The sequence below is a fragment of the Nonomuraea sp. B5E05 genome (assembly GCF_039880665.1).
Classification (GTDB): Bacteria; Actinomycetota; Actinomycetes; order Streptosporangiales; family Streptosporangiaceae; genus Nonomuraea.
On record NZ_JBDPMJ010000010.1, the window covers coordinates 148177 to 162855 of the forward strand.

Consider the following 14679-nt stretch of genomic DNA (forward strand, 5'->3'; position numbering starts at 1 on the left):
GCACTAACCATTCCTCCGCGCAATACTTAGCTTCATGGCACAGCATTCGGCACAGCTGGACGGCGTGTTACTCGCCCTCGCCGACCCGACCCGGCGCGCCGTCGTCCAGCGTCTCGGCCGCGGTCCCACGAGCGTGGGCGACCTCGCCCGCGACTTCCCCATCACCCTCCCCTCGTTCATGAAGCACGTACGGACTCTCGAGACGAACGGGCTCATCCACACGACCAAGACCGGCCGGGTGCGCACCTGCGTGCTCAACCGCGAACGCCTCGCCCTCGTCGACGACTGGCTCGGCGAGCAGCGCCGGATCTGGCAGGAACGCACCGACCGCCTCGAACGGTTCGTCACCGACCCGCAGGAGAACAGGCCATGAACCCCGACCTCGACCTCAGCATTGAGCGGATCATCCGCGCCCCGCGCGCCACCGTGTGGAGCGCCTGGACCGACCCGTCCAAGCTGGAGCAGTGGTGGCTCCCCGCACCCTCCCGCTGCCGGGTGGAGCGCCTGGACCCGCGGCCCGGAGGAGCGTTCGTGACACGGATGAGCGACGGCGGGCCGGAGTTCGTCCCCCACCTCGACGCCTGCTTCCTCGCCGTGGACGAAGCAGAGCGGATCGTGTTCACCAACGCCATCACCAGCGCCTGGCGCCCCGCCGCCCCCGCACCCGTCGCCATGACCGCCACGATCACGCTGAGCGACCACCCCGACGGCACCGACTACCGGATCGTCGTCCGGCACGGCGACCCGGAATCGCGTGCCCACCACGAGAAACTCGGTTTCGCCGACGGCTGGGGCTCGGTCACGCGCCAGCTGGCCACCTTCGCCGAGAGCACGGCACCGCGATGAAGATCGTGCTACTCCAGTTCGTCACCCTCGACGGGGTCAGCCAGGCGCCGGGCTCACCGGACGAGGACACCAGCGACGGCTTCACCCGCGGCGGGTGGCTCGTGCCCCACATCGACGAGACCTTCGTCCGGCGCACCTCCGAATGGCTCGGCCTCGCCGACGCCCTGCTGTTCGGACGCCGCACCTACGAAGCGTTCGCGCGCGACTGGCCGAAGATCACCGACCCGGCCGACCCGTACGCCGAACGCATGAACGCGTTGCCGAAGTACGTCGTGTCGAACACCCTCACCGAGGGAACCTGGCACCCCACGACCGTGCTCGGCGGCGACCCCGCCCAGGCGCTCGCCGCGCTGAAGGCACGACCGGGACGCGAGCTGCAGATCCACGGCAGCGCCCGCCTGGCCGACGCGCTGCTGGCGGCAGGCCTGATCGACACGGTGCGCCTCGCCGTCGCGCCCACGCTGCTGCGCACCGGCCGCCGCCTGGTCGCCGGCCCGGGCGCCACGTCCGGCCTGCGCCTGGTCCGCCACGAGGCGACACCGAACGGCCTGCTGCTCCTGGAGTACGACACGACAGGCCAGGCATCCCAGGGCGCGTACGAGGGCGTCACCGCCTTCCTCCACGAGGAAGGCGCCCCGTAGGCGTCTGGACCTCTTGAAGATGACAGTGGGACCCGCTCCCGACCAGGGCACTCTCACTTCGATGGGCGTCGAAATGCCGATGCTCTCGTCATCGACGATGACAGTAACCAGTCGAAGATCACGCGCTGTGACTCTGGGCGACTCAGGTGGAGGCCATGACTCCATGGTTCGGGATTGTTCTGGTCCGGGATGCCAGCAGAGCCTTCAGGTCAATGGGCGCCGGGGATGGCGGCGCCGAGAATGGGGCGACGAAGGTGCTCTGGGGTGATCACGACGCCGGCGATCCGGCTGGCGATCGCCAGGGCCGCCGGGATGGCGTTGTCGATGCGGTCGTCGGCGGCGGAATCGATACCCAGCTCACGAAGGTAGCAATTGAGCCGATCAGGATCCGCGCCACGCCTCTCGATGGGGAAGGCCGGGTTGATGTCGGTGAGGTATTTCCCGTCGACGGCGTAGGCAAGGCGGTGCCGGGCGGCGTAGTCATGGCGCATCACCGCCACCGCCTGTCCGCCGTCGCTGGATAGAGGGCAGAGGGCCTCCATGTGCGAGGCTCGCCAACCGCAGTCCTCGATGGCGATCGTCCAGTCCTCGATTCGCCTCACGGTGATGATCTCCGGCCCTTCCGGCTGAGAGTAGTCCTCGTCCGTGATGAACCGGATGTCCTCGTCCGCGGCCCCGATCCGGCGAAGCACCTCGTGCTCGTCGAGCCCGCGGACGAAGACGACGGTATAGATGTCGCCGAGCCCGCTGCCTTTTTCCCACCCGTAATCTTCTGGCGACGCGCCGGGAGTTCTTGCGGTGACGCGGACCATCTCGATCCCTGCCTGCTCGTAGCGCTCTTCTCAAGGGTCTCGTCAAACCAGGTGTGCTGCTCCTGGCCGGCGAAGGACTACGACCCTGGGAGAGCGTCACGGCCCCAGGTCGGCCTGGCGGGGAACCGGGCCGGGATGGCGAGTGCGCGATCGGCCGATGAGCACGCGCCCCCGGTTTCCCGACGTCACGCGACGAGCACGGCGGTGAGCATCGAGAGATAGGACAAGGCTCTCTTTCGGATCCTCCCCCTCCTCGACATGACCGCCCGGCAGGTCCCACACGTCGGGATTCCAACGGCGTCCGGCGCTTCGATGACACAGCAACACCCGATCGCCGTCGCGAAGAACGGCCGTCACGATCCGGACCGGACCGGAGTCGTCAGCGGAGATCGTCATCGGCACATTCTGACCCATGCGGATCTGCCGCGGACAAGGCGCGTCCCACCGCCGTTACCCGTCACCGTGCGTGAGCGGTGCGCCGAGTCACCGCAGATGATCGTTACGAGGCGCCCTTAGCCGGCTTCGAGAACGAAGAACAAGAAGCACAGAAACCTCGTGCGGGTGGGCTCGAACTCGCGGAGCTCCTCGGGGAACCGTTCGCGGGCTTCCGGCACGAACGGCGGTTCGCTGATGACGCTGATGCGAAAGCCCGCCGCGGTGAAGGCCTCGGTCATCGCGTGCAGCGGCCGGTCCCAGAACTTCATCTGGGTGGTCTGCCCACCCATGGTCCATTCTTCGGTCCGGCTGCGGGTCTCGAAGTACTTGGGCTTCTCCCCGGCCATGTGCTGGAAGAGAGCGACGCTGAAAGGATGGTCGATCGAGACGAGGAGTCGGCCGCCAGGCTTCAGCACGCGTCGAAGCTCCGCCAGTGTCGGTCCCCAGTCTTCCAGGTAGTGCAGCACCAGCGACGCGATGACGTCGTCGAAGGCGTCGTTGGCGAAGGGCAGCGGGCCGGCCAGGTCGGCGACCCGCAGGTCCGCGTCGGTGCCCAGCCGCTGCCGGGCCATCTCCAGCATCCCGGCGCTCGCGTCGACGCCGGTGACGATGGCGCCTCGATCGCGCAGTTCGGCGAACAGGGGGCCTGAGCCGCAGCCGGCGTCGAGGATGCGCCGGCCAGTCACGTCCCCGGCGAGTTCCAGCATCGCGGGACGCTCGTAGTACGCATTCAGGAGGCTGGTCTCGTTCTCGGCCGTGTACCCCTCGGCGAAGCTGTCGTAGTCGTTGGATCGGGACGGATGTACAGTCTCTACGTGATCTTCGGGCATGGTAGGCATGCGGGTCATTGTGGCCCAGCAGTCTCGGCGGCACAGACATATGGCCCGTTCGCCCTGACGGAGCGCGTCAACCGGCCGGAATCGCCGCCTTACCCACCAGCGAAGACGCAGCAGGTCGAGCCAGCCGAAGTAGCCCGTCCCCGCCCATAGAACGCGCGGAGCTCGCCTGTCTGGAGCCACTGAACATGACAGTGGAGCCTGCGGCTGACCTGGGCACTGTCATTTCGACGGGTGTCGAAATGTGGATGCTCGCGTCATCGAAGTTGATCGAAGTTGGCAGTGCCAGGTCGAAGGTCGCGTTCACTCGAGTGAAGGCCATGACTCCGAAGTTCGAGGTTGTTCTGGCCCAGGGTTGCCGACGAGGGCTTCAGGGAGTCGGACGCCGTGCGCTTGAAGCCGGGAGAGAATCAGCTCTCGGAGCTCGCGTTCTTGGTCCATCCTGCGGAAGAGTCCGCAGCGTACATCGCAAAGACTAACTGGCGATCTTGCGATGGTGGCGCCAGGGTGTAACCATTGCGCCGATCGCCAGGTTGCACACCCGCTGGCCTACTGAGTCGTCGCCGGTTTCGTCAGCGGGCGTTTCGCAGGCGCAGGAGATGCCCGGTGATGTGGTCACGGGCCGCGGTGACAGCGCGAACTGCGTGATCGTCGATGCCTTGTGGCGGGCGGGTGCCCTTGAAGAGCAGGGTGGCGTAGCCGTGCGTGGTGGACAGGTGCACGTAGACGAAATCGGCGGTGTCGGCCCAGGAGGTGTCGGCGGGCAGCACGTCCGCGGCCAGGCGCATGAGGGCGGCCGTGAGGTGGCGGCTCTGCTCCTGGACCGTCGGCCGGTGGGGCTCGGCGAAGTCATAGGAGTAGACGAGGTCGAGGCCGGCGCGGTGCTCCAGGACGAAGCGGGTGTAGGCGCCCGCGGTGGCAGCGAGCCGGTCCACGGGATCGGGCCCCGCCCGCTCGGCCGCCTCGACGAGAACCTCGGTGATGTCGCTGATGATGGCGGCTGCGCAGGCGGCGAGCAGTGCCTCCCGATCGGGGAAGTGACGGTACGGCGCGGCCGATGACACGCCGACGCGGGCGGCGACCTTCGCCACGGAGAAACCGGCGATGCCCGACTCGGCCAGGAGCGCGAGGCCCTCGCGGATGAGCTCGGCGCGCAGGTCGCCGTGGTGGTAGCCGCGTTTCGGCGGCGTGGGTCTGCTCACGGCGAACGATTCTCCCTCCCTTCCCAATGTTAGAGTACTCTTACTTAATGTTAGAGCACTCTTACATCTGTGGGAATGAGGACGCATCATGGAGCAACGGACCCTCGGACGGCAGGGGCTGGCGGCGTCGGCGCTGGGATACGGCGCGATGGGCATCTCCCTGGCCTATGGGCCGTCGGATGAGAACGAGGGGATCGCGACGATCCGCCGGGCCCACGAGCTGGGCGTGACGTTCTTCGACACGGCCGAGCTGTACGGGCAGGGCGAGAACGAGCGGATCGTCGGCGCCGCGCTCGCACCGATACGCGACGAGGTCGTCATCGCGACCAAGTTCGGCTTCGACTTCACCGGCACCAGAGAGGGCGGTGTCGACAGCCGTCCCGAGCACATCCGCGAGGTCGTCGACAACAGCCTGCGTTACCTCGGCGTCGACGTCATCGACGTGCTCTACCAGCACCGCGTCGACCCCAACGTGCCGATCGAGGACGTGGCCGGGACGGTCAAGGAGTTCATCGACGCCGGTAAGGTCCGCTACTTCGGGCTGAGCGAGGCGGGAGCGAACACCATCCGTCGCGCGCACGCCGTACAGCCCGTCTCGGTCCTGCAAACCGAATACTCCCTGTTCGAGCGGGACGCCGAGATCCTCTTCCCCGTCCTGCGCGAGCTCGGGATCGGGTTCGTCGCCTACTCGCCGCTCGGCCGGGGTTTCCTCACCGGGCAGGCCAAGCCCGGCGCCGAGTACGACCCCACCGACATGCGCACCTGGGACGCCCGCTTCCAGCCCGGCAACTACGAGAAGAATCTGGAGGCCACCCAGCGGCTCGCCGACCTGGCCGCGACCAAGGACGCCACCGTCGCCCAGCTCGCCCTGGCCTGGCTCTTGACCCAGGGCGACGACATCGTCCCCATCCCCGGCACCCGCAGCATCCAGCGGCTGGAGGAGAACGTGGCCGCCGCCGACCTCACCCTCGACGACACCGACCTGAAGCGCATCGCCGAGATCCTCCCGACCGGCGGCTTCGGCGCCCGCTACCCCGAGGGCATGCTGCCCACTTGGGACTGACCCCGCTGACCGGGCACGGCCTTTTCTCCTGTTCGGGTACGGCTCGGACACCAGCCGACAGATAGACGCGAAGCCGGGGGCGGGTCCCGCAGGGCAGCGGATGCCGGGCGACGCGCAAGACCGGATCAGGCGCGGCCAGGCACTGGGGCAGAAGGCCGCGGTATCAAGGGTTAGGGACGCCGCCCCGCCCAGGGCGACCCTTTGCACGGGGCCCGCCCGATACCCCCACAGCACCACCACACAACGGGCCGCGACAGCGTCAGTCCTGGGCTCCGGCGTCGATGCTGCCGACGGTCAGGTCGGTCAGCGCCGCGATGGCCTCGGCGACGGTGGCCCGCCCCCGGTTCAGCTCCGCGGCGATCGCCTCGGCCGCGCCCAGCGCGCCGACGCAGCGCAGCCGGAGGGCTTCGTGCGTGAGCCTGGAGTACGGCCGCAGGGCGGTGGCCATCAGGTCCGTGTAGCCGTCGAGCAGCTCGCGCTCGATCGCCTCCATCTCCTGGTTCCCCTTGAGCGCGGCCGAGATCGCGGTCCACTCCGGCATGTCGGTGGCGCAGGCGAAGTAGGCGGCGCTCAGGACGCGGGCGATCTCGCGGGGGACGGCCGGGGCGTCACGCAGGGCCTCCTCCGAGGCGGCCCGGTGCCGCTCGTCGAGCCGCCGGTAGAGCGCAATCAGCAGGCCGGGGCGCGTGCCAAAGTGGTCGTAGACGATCGGCCTGCTCACTCCGGCGGCCTCCGCCAGGCTGAGTAGCGTGAGGCTGTCGGTGCCGTGGGCGCGCACGATCGCCATGGCGGTGTCGAGCAGTTGCTCCCGCCTGGCCGGCTTGGACAGGCGAGTCGATCCCGTGGTCATCGTCCTCCCTTGCGTTGCCTTCCACCATAAGCTACAAAATGTAAGTTACAGAATGTAGGTTAGCGAGAGGACATCACCGTGGAGCACTCCGTACTGATCATGGGCGGATCCGGCCAGGCGGGCGCGGGGACCGCAGCCCTCCTGCGCCGGTGGCACCCGGAGCTGCCGTTGACGATCGCGGGCCGCGATCTCGGCCGCGCCCGGCGGGTCGCCGACGAGCTCGGCGGCGCGACAGCCGTGACCATCGATCTGCGGCGAGGCGACCTCGGCCTCCAGTGGACCGACGGCTACTCGGCGGTCGTGGCAACGGTGTGGGACAGCCACCTGAACGGACTGCGTTACGCACAGGACCGCGGCCTGCCGTACGTCAGCATCTCCAGCGGCCTGGTCGACATCGGCCCCGAGGTTGTCGCCGCCGGCCTGCGAGCCGGCGCGGCGCCGATTCTGCTGGCCAGCCACTGGTACGCGGGGCTCGTCGTCCTCGCGGTGCTCGGCCTCGCCAGGGAGTTCGACAGGCTCGACACCATCGAGGTCAGCGGCGTGCTGGACGAACAGGACAGCGGCGGGCCCGCGGCCACGGCGGACATGGCACGCCTGCTGGCCGCCACCTCGGCGGGGCACGTCCGCCGCGACGGCGTCTTCGACTGGGTCAGCGGCCCTGACGCGCAGGTGGAGGTCACCAGTGTCGACGGCGCCGTGCTGCCCGGCCAGATCGTCCCCATCCTCGACGTGCCGAGCCTGGCCGTCGCGACGGGTGCGCCCAACGTCCGCTTCGCGTTCGCGTTCGCGATCGGTGAATCGGCGGGCAGGCGGCGCGGCGGGCCCGCGTCCACGGAGGTCAAGATCGACCTCGAAGGCGTGGACCGCGCGGGCGCACCACTCAGGACGAGCCGCTACCTCCTCCACCCGGAGGGGCAGCGCCCCCTGACGGCGCTCGGCGTCGCCCTCGGCGTCGAGCGACTGCTCGGCCTGCGCGGCGACCCCGTGCCGCCCGGCCTCCACACCCCCGAGGCGTTGATCGATCCCGGCTACGCGGCCGAGCGGATGGCGGAGATCGGCGCCGCCTTCGTCGGCGCGCCCGGAGATCGCTGACTGCGGCGATCGCCGGCTCCGGTGATCGCCGGCTGCGGCTATCGAGAATCGCGGGCGGCGCGCCCGTGGCCATCCGTTCCGCAGGGCCATCCGGCGGCCCCACGACGCGAACGACTCACCGTACGCCGGTGCCACCACCAGCGCCAGCCGCCGACGCCAGACCGCAGCCATCTCCGGGCCGAACCTCCTGCCGTACACGCGCCTACTGACAACTCCGATGGCCTGCTGCCAAGTCCGCTGACATCTCCCGTGCCGTTCTGACATCTGCAAGCGCGCCAGACAAGCCTCAACTCCGCACCGGTGCCCTTGACGAATCAAATGAACGACTTTTTAATTCGTTCATGGGGCGCATCGCCGGTGTCACCGCCGCGGAGACGCGGGAGCGGCTGCTGCGCGCGGCAGCCGACGCCTTCGCCGAGCGCGGATATGACGGCACCCGTGTCGCCGACATCGCGGCCGCCGCCGGGGTGAGCAACGGCGCGCTCTACGCGCACTTCGGTTCGAAGGCGGACCTGCTCGTGGCGGCCCTGCGCGCGCACGGCCGCAGCATGCTCGCCGACCTGCTGGCCGCCGACCCGAACCGGCCGGTCACGGAGCTGCTCCTCGTCATCGGCCGCCGGCTCCCCCGCAGGCCCGACGTCCGTGGCCGTCTCATCGTCGAGGCGCTCGTCGCGGCTCCCCGTGACCAGGACGTGGCCCTGCCGATGCGCGACTACATCGGCGAACGCGCCGGCCAGATCTCCGGGCTCGTCCGCGGGGCCCAGGACGACGGCGAGCTCGATCCCGCGCTGTCGCCCGACGCGCTGGCGCACTTCTGCCTCCTGCTGGCGATGGGCAGCGTGCTGGTCACGCCGGACCTGCACGCGGTCGCCGACGAGGAGTGGGCCGAGCTGCTCGCCCGTGTCGTGACGGTCCTCGGCCCCGCGGGCATCACAGAGAAGAAGGAGTCGACCCCGTGAAAGTACAGATCAACCCCGAACGGTGCCAGGGGCACGGGCGCTGCTACGACCTGGCTCCGAGCCTGTTCGGCGAGGACGACGAGGGTTACGGGCAGGTTCTCGGCCATGGCATCGTTGCGCCGGGCGAGGAGGAGTCGGCCCGCCTGGCGGTGGCCAACTGTCCCGAAAGGGCGATCGACGCGCACGAGGAGACCTGACATGGCCGTTGACGAGCGCTTCACGCAGGACTACCGTGACGGGCAGGACGACGAGTTCGTCGGGACCCGCAGCGAGATCGTCACCGGTCCCGTCACCGACTGGGCGAACGACTTCTCCCATCTTGAGCCCGAGTGGGCCGCCGACCCGTACCCCATCCAGGACGAGCTGCGGCAGGGCTGCCCGATCGCGCACACCGGGCGGTTCGGCGGCGGCTGGCTGCCGACGCGGTACGAGGACGTCGCGGCGATCGCCTACGACACCGAGCACTTCTCCTCGCGCTCGATCATCATGAGCAACTACCGGCCGCCGCTCGACCTGGCGCCGGTCGGCGGCGTGCCCCCGATCTCCTCCGACCCGCCGTTCCACCGCGACGCGCGCAGGCTGCTGCTGCCGGCGTTCACCAAGAGCGCCGTCGCCAAGCGGGAGGCGGCCACGCGGGCGTACTGCCACACGCTCATCGACGCCTTAGAGGGCCGGCGGGACGTCGACGCGGCCCGCGAGTACGCGCAGCACATCCCGGTACGCGTCATCGCCGACATGCTGGGCTTCCCTCCGGAGGACGGGCCCCGCTTCCGCGCGTTCATCGAGCACGCGCTCGAGGGCGTCAACCTGCCGCCCGATGAGCGCATGGCGCACATGGGCGAGCTGTTCGACTACCTGCTGGAGCAGATCCGCGACCACCTCGACAACCCGCGCGACGACCTGACCACCTACCTCATCGAGGCGGAGCTGTACGGCCAGAAGCTCCAGCCGGCCCACGTGTCCGGCACGATGGCCCTGCTGCTCATCGCCGGCATCGACACCACGTGGAGCGCGATCGGCGCGTCCCTGTGGCATCTGGCGAAGACGCCGGCCGACCGGGAGCGCCTGGTGGCCGAGCCGGAGCTGCTGCCCACCGCGATGGAGGAGTTCCTGCGGGCGTACGCGCCGGTCACGATGGCGCGGCTGGTCAAGCAGGACATGCACTGGCGCGGCGTCGACATGAAGGCCGACGACTGGGTACTGGTGTCGTTCCCCGCGGCCAACCGTGACCCGGCGCACGTCGAGCGGGCGGACGAGGTCGTCATCGACCGCGAGGTCAACCGGCATGTCGCGTTCGGCCTGGGCATCCACCGCTGCGTGGGTTCCCACCTGGCGCGCATGGAGCTGCGGGTCGCCCTGGAGGTCTGGCTGGAGCGGATCCCGGAGTTCACCCTGGCCGACCCGGCGGCGGTGACGTGGGCGACGGGGCAGGTCCGCGGGCCGCGGACGCTGCCCCTGCGCATCGGACGGGCGTGACGCAGGCCGCATGCGCGGCTCAGGGACCGCTCAGCCGGAGAAGAGCTGGGTGAGCTTGAGGAACAGCTGGTAGACGCCGTACGTGAAGGGCACGCCCACCCACGCCCAGGCCAGCACCATGAGCCCTGTCCGCCGGTTCGCCCTGTCCGCGTCGCCCGTTGTGGCCGTCGTGTCCGTCATACCGCCTGCCCCTTCTCCGTCACGTTCTCCTGCCGTGGCCGCTCGTGGTACCTGTCGTGCACCGGCCGGATCAGCTCGTTGGCGACGAAGCCGACCACGAGCAGGCCGATCATGATGTAGAGGGACGTGGTGTAGAGAGCGGGTCCCGACCGCCCCGCGGCCTCCTGCCCGTCGGCGATCGCGTTGATGATCAGCGGGCCGAGCACGCCCGCGGTGGACCAGGCGGTGAGCAGCCTGCCGTGGATCGCGCCGACCTCGTACGTGCCGAACAGGTCCTTCAGGTACGCCGGGACCGTCGCGAAGCCGCCGCCGTAGAAGGACAGGATGCCCAGCGCGCAGATGATGAACAGCGGCTTGGAGGTGTCGCCCGCCAGCGCGATCGCGAGATAGAGCAGCGCGCCCACGCCCAGGTAGACACGATACATGTTCTTGCGCCCGATCAGGTCGGAGGTGGACGACCAGCCGAAGCGCCCCGCCATGTTCGCCAGCGACAGCAGCGCGACGAAGCCCGCCGCCGCTCCCGCCGCGACGGGCATGGAGGTGCCGGAGAAGAAGTCGGCGATCATCGGCGCGGCCTTCTCCAGGATGCCGATCCCGGCGGTGACGTTCAGGCACAACACCAGCCACAGCAGGTAGAACTGCGGGGTGCGGACGGCGTTGCGCACCGAGACGTCGGCGGTGGTGACCAGCCGGCGGGTGGCCGCCTCGCGCGGTCGCCACCCCTTCGGCGTCCACCCGTCGGCGGGGACGCGCACCAGCAGCACGCCCATGGACATGAAGACGGCGTAGACGACGCCGTGCACGACGAACGTCGTGGCGATCCCGCCCGTGCCGGTGCCGAACGTGCCGAGCATCTGCGCCGACCACGGCGAGGCGATGAGCGCTCCCCCGCCGAACCCCATGATCGCGATGCCGGTGGCCATGCCCGGCCGGTCGGGGAACCACTTGATCAGCGTGGAGACCGGCGAGATGTAGCCGATCCCCAGCCCGATCCCGCCCACGAAACCGTAGCCGAGGACCACCAGCCAGTACTGTCCCGTGGCCACGCCCAGCGCGGACAGCAGGAACCCGGAGGAGAAGCAGGCCATCGAGACGAACATCGCCCAGCGTGGCCCGTTGCGCTCGACCAGCGTGCCGCCGAAGGCCGCCGACAGGCCGAGCATGACGATGCCCAGCTGGAACGGCAGGGCACTCTGGGTGCCCGACAGGCCGAGGGAGGATTCGAGGGGCGGTTTGAACACGCTCCACGCGTACGCCTGCCCGATCGCCAGATGCACGGAGAGGGCGGCGGGCGGCACCAGCCACCGGCTCCAGGTGGGCGCCGCCACGGTACGGGAACGACTCAGGAAACCTGTGGGACTCGCGAACCTCGTACTGATTGCCACGAAGATACGGGTAACACATACGGTATGCCGTATTTCGCATCCGGAGCGGGTTTACGGCGAGCGGTCAGATCTGGTCGGCGAACGGCGTCCGAAGTCCGGCACGCCCAGGCCTTCGAAGAGCAGCAGGAGCAGGCGATCGCCGGGGACCTCGGCCCCCGCCATCTGCTCGCGCGCCCATGAGGCGCCCGCGACCAGGGCCAGGAACTCCAGCGGCGCGACGTCGGCGCGTACCTCGCCCGCCTCCTGCGCGCGGGTCAGCAGCGCCGTCGCCGCGCGGCGCATCGTCTCGCAGGATGCGTGCAGGGCGGAGGCCGGGTCGTGCAGCGTCGCCGTCACCGCCGCGGTCAGCCCCCGGTAGACGGTGGTGGTCCGCACGAAGTCGAGCGTCCAGGTGATCAACGCCTCGCGGGGCGACGGGTGGGCGGCGAGCTGCCGCGCGCCGGCGGCGAGGGCGTCGAACCGTTCGCGCAGCAGCTCTGCCAGCAGCGCCTCCCGCGTGGGGAAGTGCCGGTAGAGGGTGCCGACGCCGACACCGGCGCGCGCGGCGACGTCCTCCAGTGAGGCGTCGGTGCCGTGGTCCAGGAAGGCGGTGCGCGCCTCGGCCAGTAGCCGGTCGCGGTTGCGCCGCGCGTCGGCCCGCATGGCGCGCCGGGTGGTGGTGTCGCCCATATCCGCCTCCTGGGGTTCACGAACCGGAGCCTCCTTCCGTATCGTATGCTCCAGATAAGCGGAGGCTAGCTCCGCTAAGCTCGGACAGGAGTGACGATGACCCCGACACAGGACCGCCTCGGCCGCTTCGGCGTGTGGATCGCGCCGATGACGCTGCTGCACACGCCGGTGGCCAGGCAACGGGAGCAGTTCGCGCGGATCGAGCGGCTCGGGTACGGCTCGGTGTGGACGGGCGAACCTCCCGCGGCCTCCCCTGTCGCCGGGCGTGACATCCTCACCCAGCTGGCCGTGGTGCTCGCCGCCACCGAGCGGCTGGTCGCGGGCGCCGGCGTCGCCAACATCAACATGCGCGACCCGCGGGCGACCCACAGCGGTGCGGCCACGCTCGCCGAGGCGTACCCCGACCGCGTGATCCTCGGCCTCGGCGGCCACGGCGGCGAGCGCCCGCTGGCCGGGCTGCGCGCCTACCTGGACGCCATGGACGAAGCCGCCACCCGCGTCCTGCCGGAAGCCCGCTACCCGCGCGTCCTGGCCGCGCTCGGCCCCGAGGCGCACCGGCTGGCCGCCGGACGGGCCGGCGGCGTCCACCCCTTCCTGCAACCCGTCGAGCACACCCGGGCCGCGCGCGACGCTCTCGGCCCCGGGCCCCTGGTGATCCCGCACCTGGCCCTCCTCCTCGACACCGACGAGGTCCGCGCCAGGGGACGGATCCGCGCCCTCTTCGGCGCAGGCGGCCGCGAGAACGCCTACACCGCCCACTACCGCAGGCTCGGGTACGGCGACGCCGATCTCGACGGCGGGTACAGCGACCGCCTCGTCGACGCCATCGTGGCCTGGGGGGACGACGAGGCCGTCGCCGCCCGGGCGGAGCGGCACCTCGCCGCCGGCGCCGACCACGTCCTGCTCCACCCGCTGGCCGACGACCTGACGAACACGGTCGACCAGCTGGCGCGGCTCGCCCCCCGCCTGCTCCCCCGCGCCTGACCCCGAGCGGTCAAACGGGGCGGTCAGACGGGGCGTGCGGCGCGCCGGTCGGCTCGCTGGGCGAGCTCCTCGTCGTCCACCAGGGTGAGCATCGGCTTGCCGGGCTCGCACAACATCGTCACGAGGAACCGGAGCGGGATGTCGTCGCGGTTGTTGCCGTCCTGGTAGTGGATGACGTCCCCGCCGGGCTCCCAGAACGCCTCTCCGGCGCGTACGACCCGCTCGGGCTCACCTTCGAGCTCCAGCACCATCTCGCCTTCCAGCACGTAGCCGAAGGCGGGTCCGTAGTGGCGGTGCGGCGGCGCGCCTGGGTCTCCGGGCGGATATTCGACGACCAGGGTCATCTCGTGTGCGCCCTGGGGAATGTACGGCGGTTTTGCCTCCTGCACGATGGTGATCGCCGTCTGCCAGGCGTTCGATCGGTGTTCCCGCATGGTGGGTGCCTCCTTGGTGGGATGGGCGGGCTACTCGCCGAGCCAGCCGTTGTAGGTGATCTCGCCGCGGATCGTGTCCTCGACGGGCACCAGCGTGTCCTGGTCGAGGTGGAGGCCGAAGTAACGGGCCTCCGGGTCGGTGACGACCTGGCGCGGGTCGTTCCAGGCGGCCAGCGCGTCGCGGAAGAAGTCGTCCATGAGCACCCGCTCGGGCCCGGCGACGTCGATGCCGCCGTTCAGCGGGGTGCCCTCCGCGACCCTGCTGACCACCGTGGCGACCTCCTCGCCGGCGATGGGCTGGAACCACACCGGCGCGATCCGTACGGTGCCGTCCTCGGTGGCGCCGTCGGCGATGCCGCGGGCGAACTCGAAGAACTGCGTGGCGCGCACGATCGAGAACGGGATCGAGGACTTCTCGATCAGTTCCTCCTGGGCGGCCTTGGCCCCGAAGTAGCCCTTGCCCGGCTGCCGCCGGGCGCCGACCACGGACAGCGCGACGTGGTGCCCGACTCCGGCCGCCGCCTCGGCGGCCAGCAGGTTACGCGTGGAGGTCTCGAAGAACTCCCGTACTGCGGCGTCCTCGAACGACGGCGAGTTCGACACGTCGATGACCACCTGCGTACCGGCCAGAACATCCTCCAGCCCTTCCCCGGTGAGCGTGTCGACGCCGGTGTTCGGCGAGGCCGGCACCGCCTCGTGACCACGTTCGCCGAGCTTGGCCACGACTTTCGACCCGATCATGCCGGTCCCGCCGATGACCACGATCCTCATGACGTTCCTCCCCGTCCGCCGGGAGCACCGCTCGCCCCCGCTCG

General features: G+C 70.1%; 19 protein-coding genes. 9 read left to right on the forward strand and 10 right to left on the reverse strand.

Features of this window, described 5'->3' with window-relative positions; translation table 11 throughout:
• The first annotated feature begins 34 nt into the window (after positions 1-34).
• The 3 genes from ABGB01_RS20350 to ABGB01_RS20360 are packed head-to-tail and all read left to right on the forward strand — an operon-like array spanning position 35 to position 1487.
• A complete protein-coding gene (locus ABGB01_RS20350; protein WP_347775117.1) occupies positions 35-373 on the forward strand; it encodes a helix-turn-helix transcriptional regulator in 339 nt (112 codons plus the stop codon).
• Positions 370-846, forward strand: a complete 477-nt coding sequence (locus tag ABGB01_RS20355) for an SRPBCC domain-containing protein (protein ID WP_347775118.1) — start codon at positions 370-372, stop codon at positions 844-846. Before ABGB01_RS20350 ends, ABGB01_RS20355 begins: the two co-directional genes overlap by 4 nt.
• Positions 843-1487, forward strand: a complete 645-nt coding sequence (locus ABGB01_RS20360; RefSeq protein WP_347775119.1) for a dihydrofolate reductase family protein — start codon at positions 843-845, stop codon at positions 1485-1487. Before ABGB01_RS20355 ends, ABGB01_RS20360 begins: the two co-directional genes overlap by 4 nt.
• A 209-nt stretch (positions 1488-1696) precedes the next feature.
• Here ABGB01_RS20360 and ABGB01_RS20365 read toward each other — a convergent pair whose 3' ends face one another.
• The 4 genes from ABGB01_RS20365 to ABGB01_RS20380 all read right to left on the reverse strand — a co-directional run bounded on the left by ABGB01_RS20365 (position 1697) and on the right by ABGB01_RS20380 (position 4772).
• Entirely contained in the window at positions 1697-2299 is a 603-nt protein-coding gene (locus ABGB01_RS20365) for a DUF6461 domain-containing protein (protein ID WP_347775120.1), read from the reverse strand.
• Between the two features lie 96 nt (positions 2300-2395).
• Entirely contained in the window at positions 2396-2695 is a 300-nt protein-coding gene (locus tag ABGB01_RS20370; RefSeq protein WP_347775121.1) for an NUDIX domain-containing protein, read from the reverse strand.
• Positions 2696-2811: 116 nt separating this feature from the next.
• A complete protein-coding gene (locus ABGB01_RS20375; protein ID WP_347775122.1) occupies positions 2812-3573 on the reverse strand; it encodes a class I SAM-dependent methyltransferase in 762 nt (253 codons plus the stop codon).
• A gap of 569 nt (positions 3574-4142) precedes the next feature.
• On the reverse strand, positions 4143-4772 hold the full coding sequence (locus tag ABGB01_RS20380) for a TetR/AcrR family transcriptional regulator (protein WP_347775123.1): 630 nt from the start codon (positions 4770-4772) through the stop codon (positions 4143-4145).
• Positions 4773-4860: 88 nt separating this feature from the next.
• On the opposite strand from ABGB01_RS20380, the gene ABGB01_RS20385 reads away from it, so the two are divergent.
• Positions 4861-5835, forward strand: coding sequence for an aldo/keto reductase (locus ABGB01_RS20385; RefSeq protein WP_347775124.1), 975 nt, complete (start codon positions 4861-4863; stop codon positions 5833-5835).
• Positions 5836-6094: 259 nt separating this feature from the next.
• On the opposite strand, the gene ABGB01_RS20390 is transcribed toward ABGB01_RS20385, so the two are convergent.
• A complete protein-coding gene (locus ABGB01_RS20390; RefSeq protein WP_347775125.1) occupies positions 6095-6685 on the reverse strand; it encodes a TetR/AcrR family transcriptional regulator in 591 nt (196 codons plus the stop codon).
• A gap of 78 nt (positions 6686-6763) precedes the next feature.
• Between ABGB01_RS20390 and ABGB01_RS20395 the strand changes: the two genes are divergently transcribed.
• The 4 genes from ABGB01_RS20395 to ABGB01_RS20410 all read left to right on the forward strand — a co-directional run bounded on the left by ABGB01_RS20395 (position 6764) and on the right by ABGB01_RS20410 (position 10212).
• The gene (locus tag ABGB01_RS20395; RefSeq protein WP_347775126.1) at positions 6764-7777 is read left to right on the forward strand and encodes a hypothetical protein; all 1014 of its coding nucleotides are present in this window, start codon (positions 6764-6766) and stop codon (positions 7775-7777) included.
• Positions 7778-8118: 341 nt separating this feature from the next.
• Positions 8119-8736 carry a TetR/AcrR family transcriptional regulator gene (locus ABGB01_RS20400; protein ID WP_347647480.1) on the forward strand — a complete coding sequence of 206 codons (618 nt, stop codon included), beginning with the start codon at positions 8119-8121 and terminating at the stop codon, positions 8734-8736.
• Entirely contained in the window at positions 8733-8933 is a 201-nt protein-coding gene (locus ABGB01_RS20405) for a ferredoxin (protein WP_347775127.1), read from the forward strand. Before ABGB01_RS20400 ends, ABGB01_RS20405 begins: the two co-directional genes overlap by 4 nt.
• A gap of 1 nt (position 8934) precedes the next feature.
• Positions 8935-10212 (forward strand): cytochrome P450, encoded by a 1278-nt coding sequence (locus ABGB01_RS20410; protein ID WP_347775128.1) that lies wholly within the window; start codon positions 8935-8937, stop codon positions 10210-10212.
• Positions 10213-10242: 30 nt separating this feature from the next.
• Here the strand turns inward: ABGB01_RS20410 and ABGB01_RS20415 are convergent, their stop codons facing one another.
• From ABGB01_RS20415 to ABGB01_RS20425, 3 genes are read right to left on the reverse strand one after another with little or no spacing between them, the layout of a single operon-like run.
• On the reverse strand, positions 10243-10392 hold the full coding sequence (locus ABGB01_RS20415; protein WP_347775129.1) for a hypothetical protein: 150 nt from the start codon (positions 10390-10392) through the stop codon (positions 10243-10245).
• Positions 10389-11777 carry an OFA family MFS transporter gene (locus ABGB01_RS20420; protein WP_347775130.1) on the reverse strand — a complete coding sequence of 463 codons (1389 nt, stop codon included), beginning with the start codon at positions 11775-11777 and terminating at the stop codon, positions 10389-10391. Before ABGB01_RS20420 ends, ABGB01_RS20415 begins: the two co-directional genes overlap by 4 nt.
• Before the next feature lie 51 nt (positions 11778-11828).
• Entirely contained in the window at positions 11829-12446 is a 618-nt protein-coding gene (locus ABGB01_RS20425) for a TetR family transcriptional regulator (RefSeq protein WP_347775131.1), read from the reverse strand.
• A gap of 96 nt (positions 12447-12542) precedes the next feature.
• Here ABGB01_RS20425 and ABGB01_RS20430 point away from each other — a divergent pair, with 96 nt between their 5' ends.
• Entirely contained in the window at positions 12543-13430 is an 888-nt protein-coding gene (locus tag ABGB01_RS20430; protein ID WP_347775132.1) for a TIGR03620 family F420-dependent LLM class oxidoreductase, read from the forward strand.
• Between the two features lie 23 nt (positions 13431-13453).
• Here the strand turns inward: ABGB01_RS20430 and ABGB01_RS20435 are convergent, their stop codons facing one another.
• Both ABGB01_RS20435 and ABGB01_RS20440 read right to left on the reverse strand, forming a co-directional pair.
• A complete protein-coding gene (locus ABGB01_RS20435) occupies positions 13454-13864 on the reverse strand; it encodes a cupin domain-containing protein (protein WP_347775133.1) in 411 nt (136 codons plus the stop codon).
• A 30-nt stretch (positions 13865-13894) separates the two neighbouring features.
• Positions 13895-14635, reverse strand: a complete 741-nt coding sequence (locus ABGB01_RS20440) for an SDR family oxidoreductase (protein WP_347775134.1) — start codon at positions 14633-14635, stop codon at positions 13895-13897.
• Between the last annotated feature and the right edge of the window lie 44 nt (positions 14636-14679).

Coding starts and splice junctions, on each gene's coding strand:
- ABGB01_RS20370 (WP_347775121.1), bottom strand. CDS start 2,695: ATGACGATCTCCGCTGACGACTCCGGTCCGGTCCGGATCGTGACGGCC.
- ABGB01_RS20360 (WP_347775119.1), top strand. CDS start 843: ATGAAGATCGTGCTACTCCAGTTCGTCACCCTCGACGGGGTCAGCCAG.
- ABGB01_RS20410 (WP_347775128.1), top strand. CDS start 8,935: ATGGCCGTTGACGAGCGCTTCACGCAGGACTACCGTGACGGGCAGGAC.
- ABGB01_RS20430 (WP_347775132.1), top strand. CDS start 12,543: ATGACCCCGACACAGGACCGCCTCGGCCGCTTCGGCGTGTGGATCGCG.
- ABGB01_RS20440 (WP_347775134.1), bottom strand. CDS start 14,635: ATGAGGATCGTGGTCATCGGCGGGACCGGCATGATCGGGTCGAAAGTC.
- ABGB01_RS20435 (WP_347775133.1), bottom strand. CDS start 13,864: ATGCGGGAACACCGATCGAACGCCTGGCAGACGGCGATCACCATCGTG.
- ABGB01_RS20365 (WP_347775120.1), bottom strand. CDS start 2,299: ATGGTCCGCGTCACCGCAAGAACTCCCGGCGCGTCGCCAGAAGATTAC.
- ABGB01_RS20355 (WP_347775118.1), top strand. CDS start 370: ATGAACCCCGACCTCGACCTCAGCATTGAGCGGATCATCCGCGCCCCG.
- ABGB01_RS20375 (WP_347775122.1), bottom strand. CDS start 3,573: ATGCCTACCATGCCCGAAGATCACGTAGAGACTGTACATCCGTCCCGA.
- ABGB01_RS20390 (WP_347775125.1), bottom strand. CDS start 6,685: ATGACCACGGGATCGACTCGCCTGTCCAAGCCGGCCAGGCGGGAGCAA.
- ABGB01_RS20400 (WP_347647480.1), top strand. CDS start 8,119: ATGGGGCGCATCGCCGGTGTCACCGCCGCGGAGACGCGGGAGCGGCTG.
- ABGB01_RS20425 (WP_347775131.1), bottom strand. CDS start 12,446: ATGGGCGACACCACCACCCGGCGCGCCATGCGGGCCGACGCGCGGCGC.
- ABGB01_RS20350 (WP_347775117.1), top strand. CDS start 35: ATGGCACAGCATTCGGCACAGCTGGACGGCGTGTTACTCGCCCTCGCC.
- ABGB01_RS20385 (WP_347775124.1), top strand. CDS start 4,861: ATGGAGCAACGGACCCTCGGACGGCAGGGGCTGGCGGCGTCGGCGCTG.
- ABGB01_RS20415 (WP_347775129.1), bottom strand. CDS start 10,392: ATGACGGACACGACGGCCACAACGGGCGACGCGGACAGGGCGAACCGG.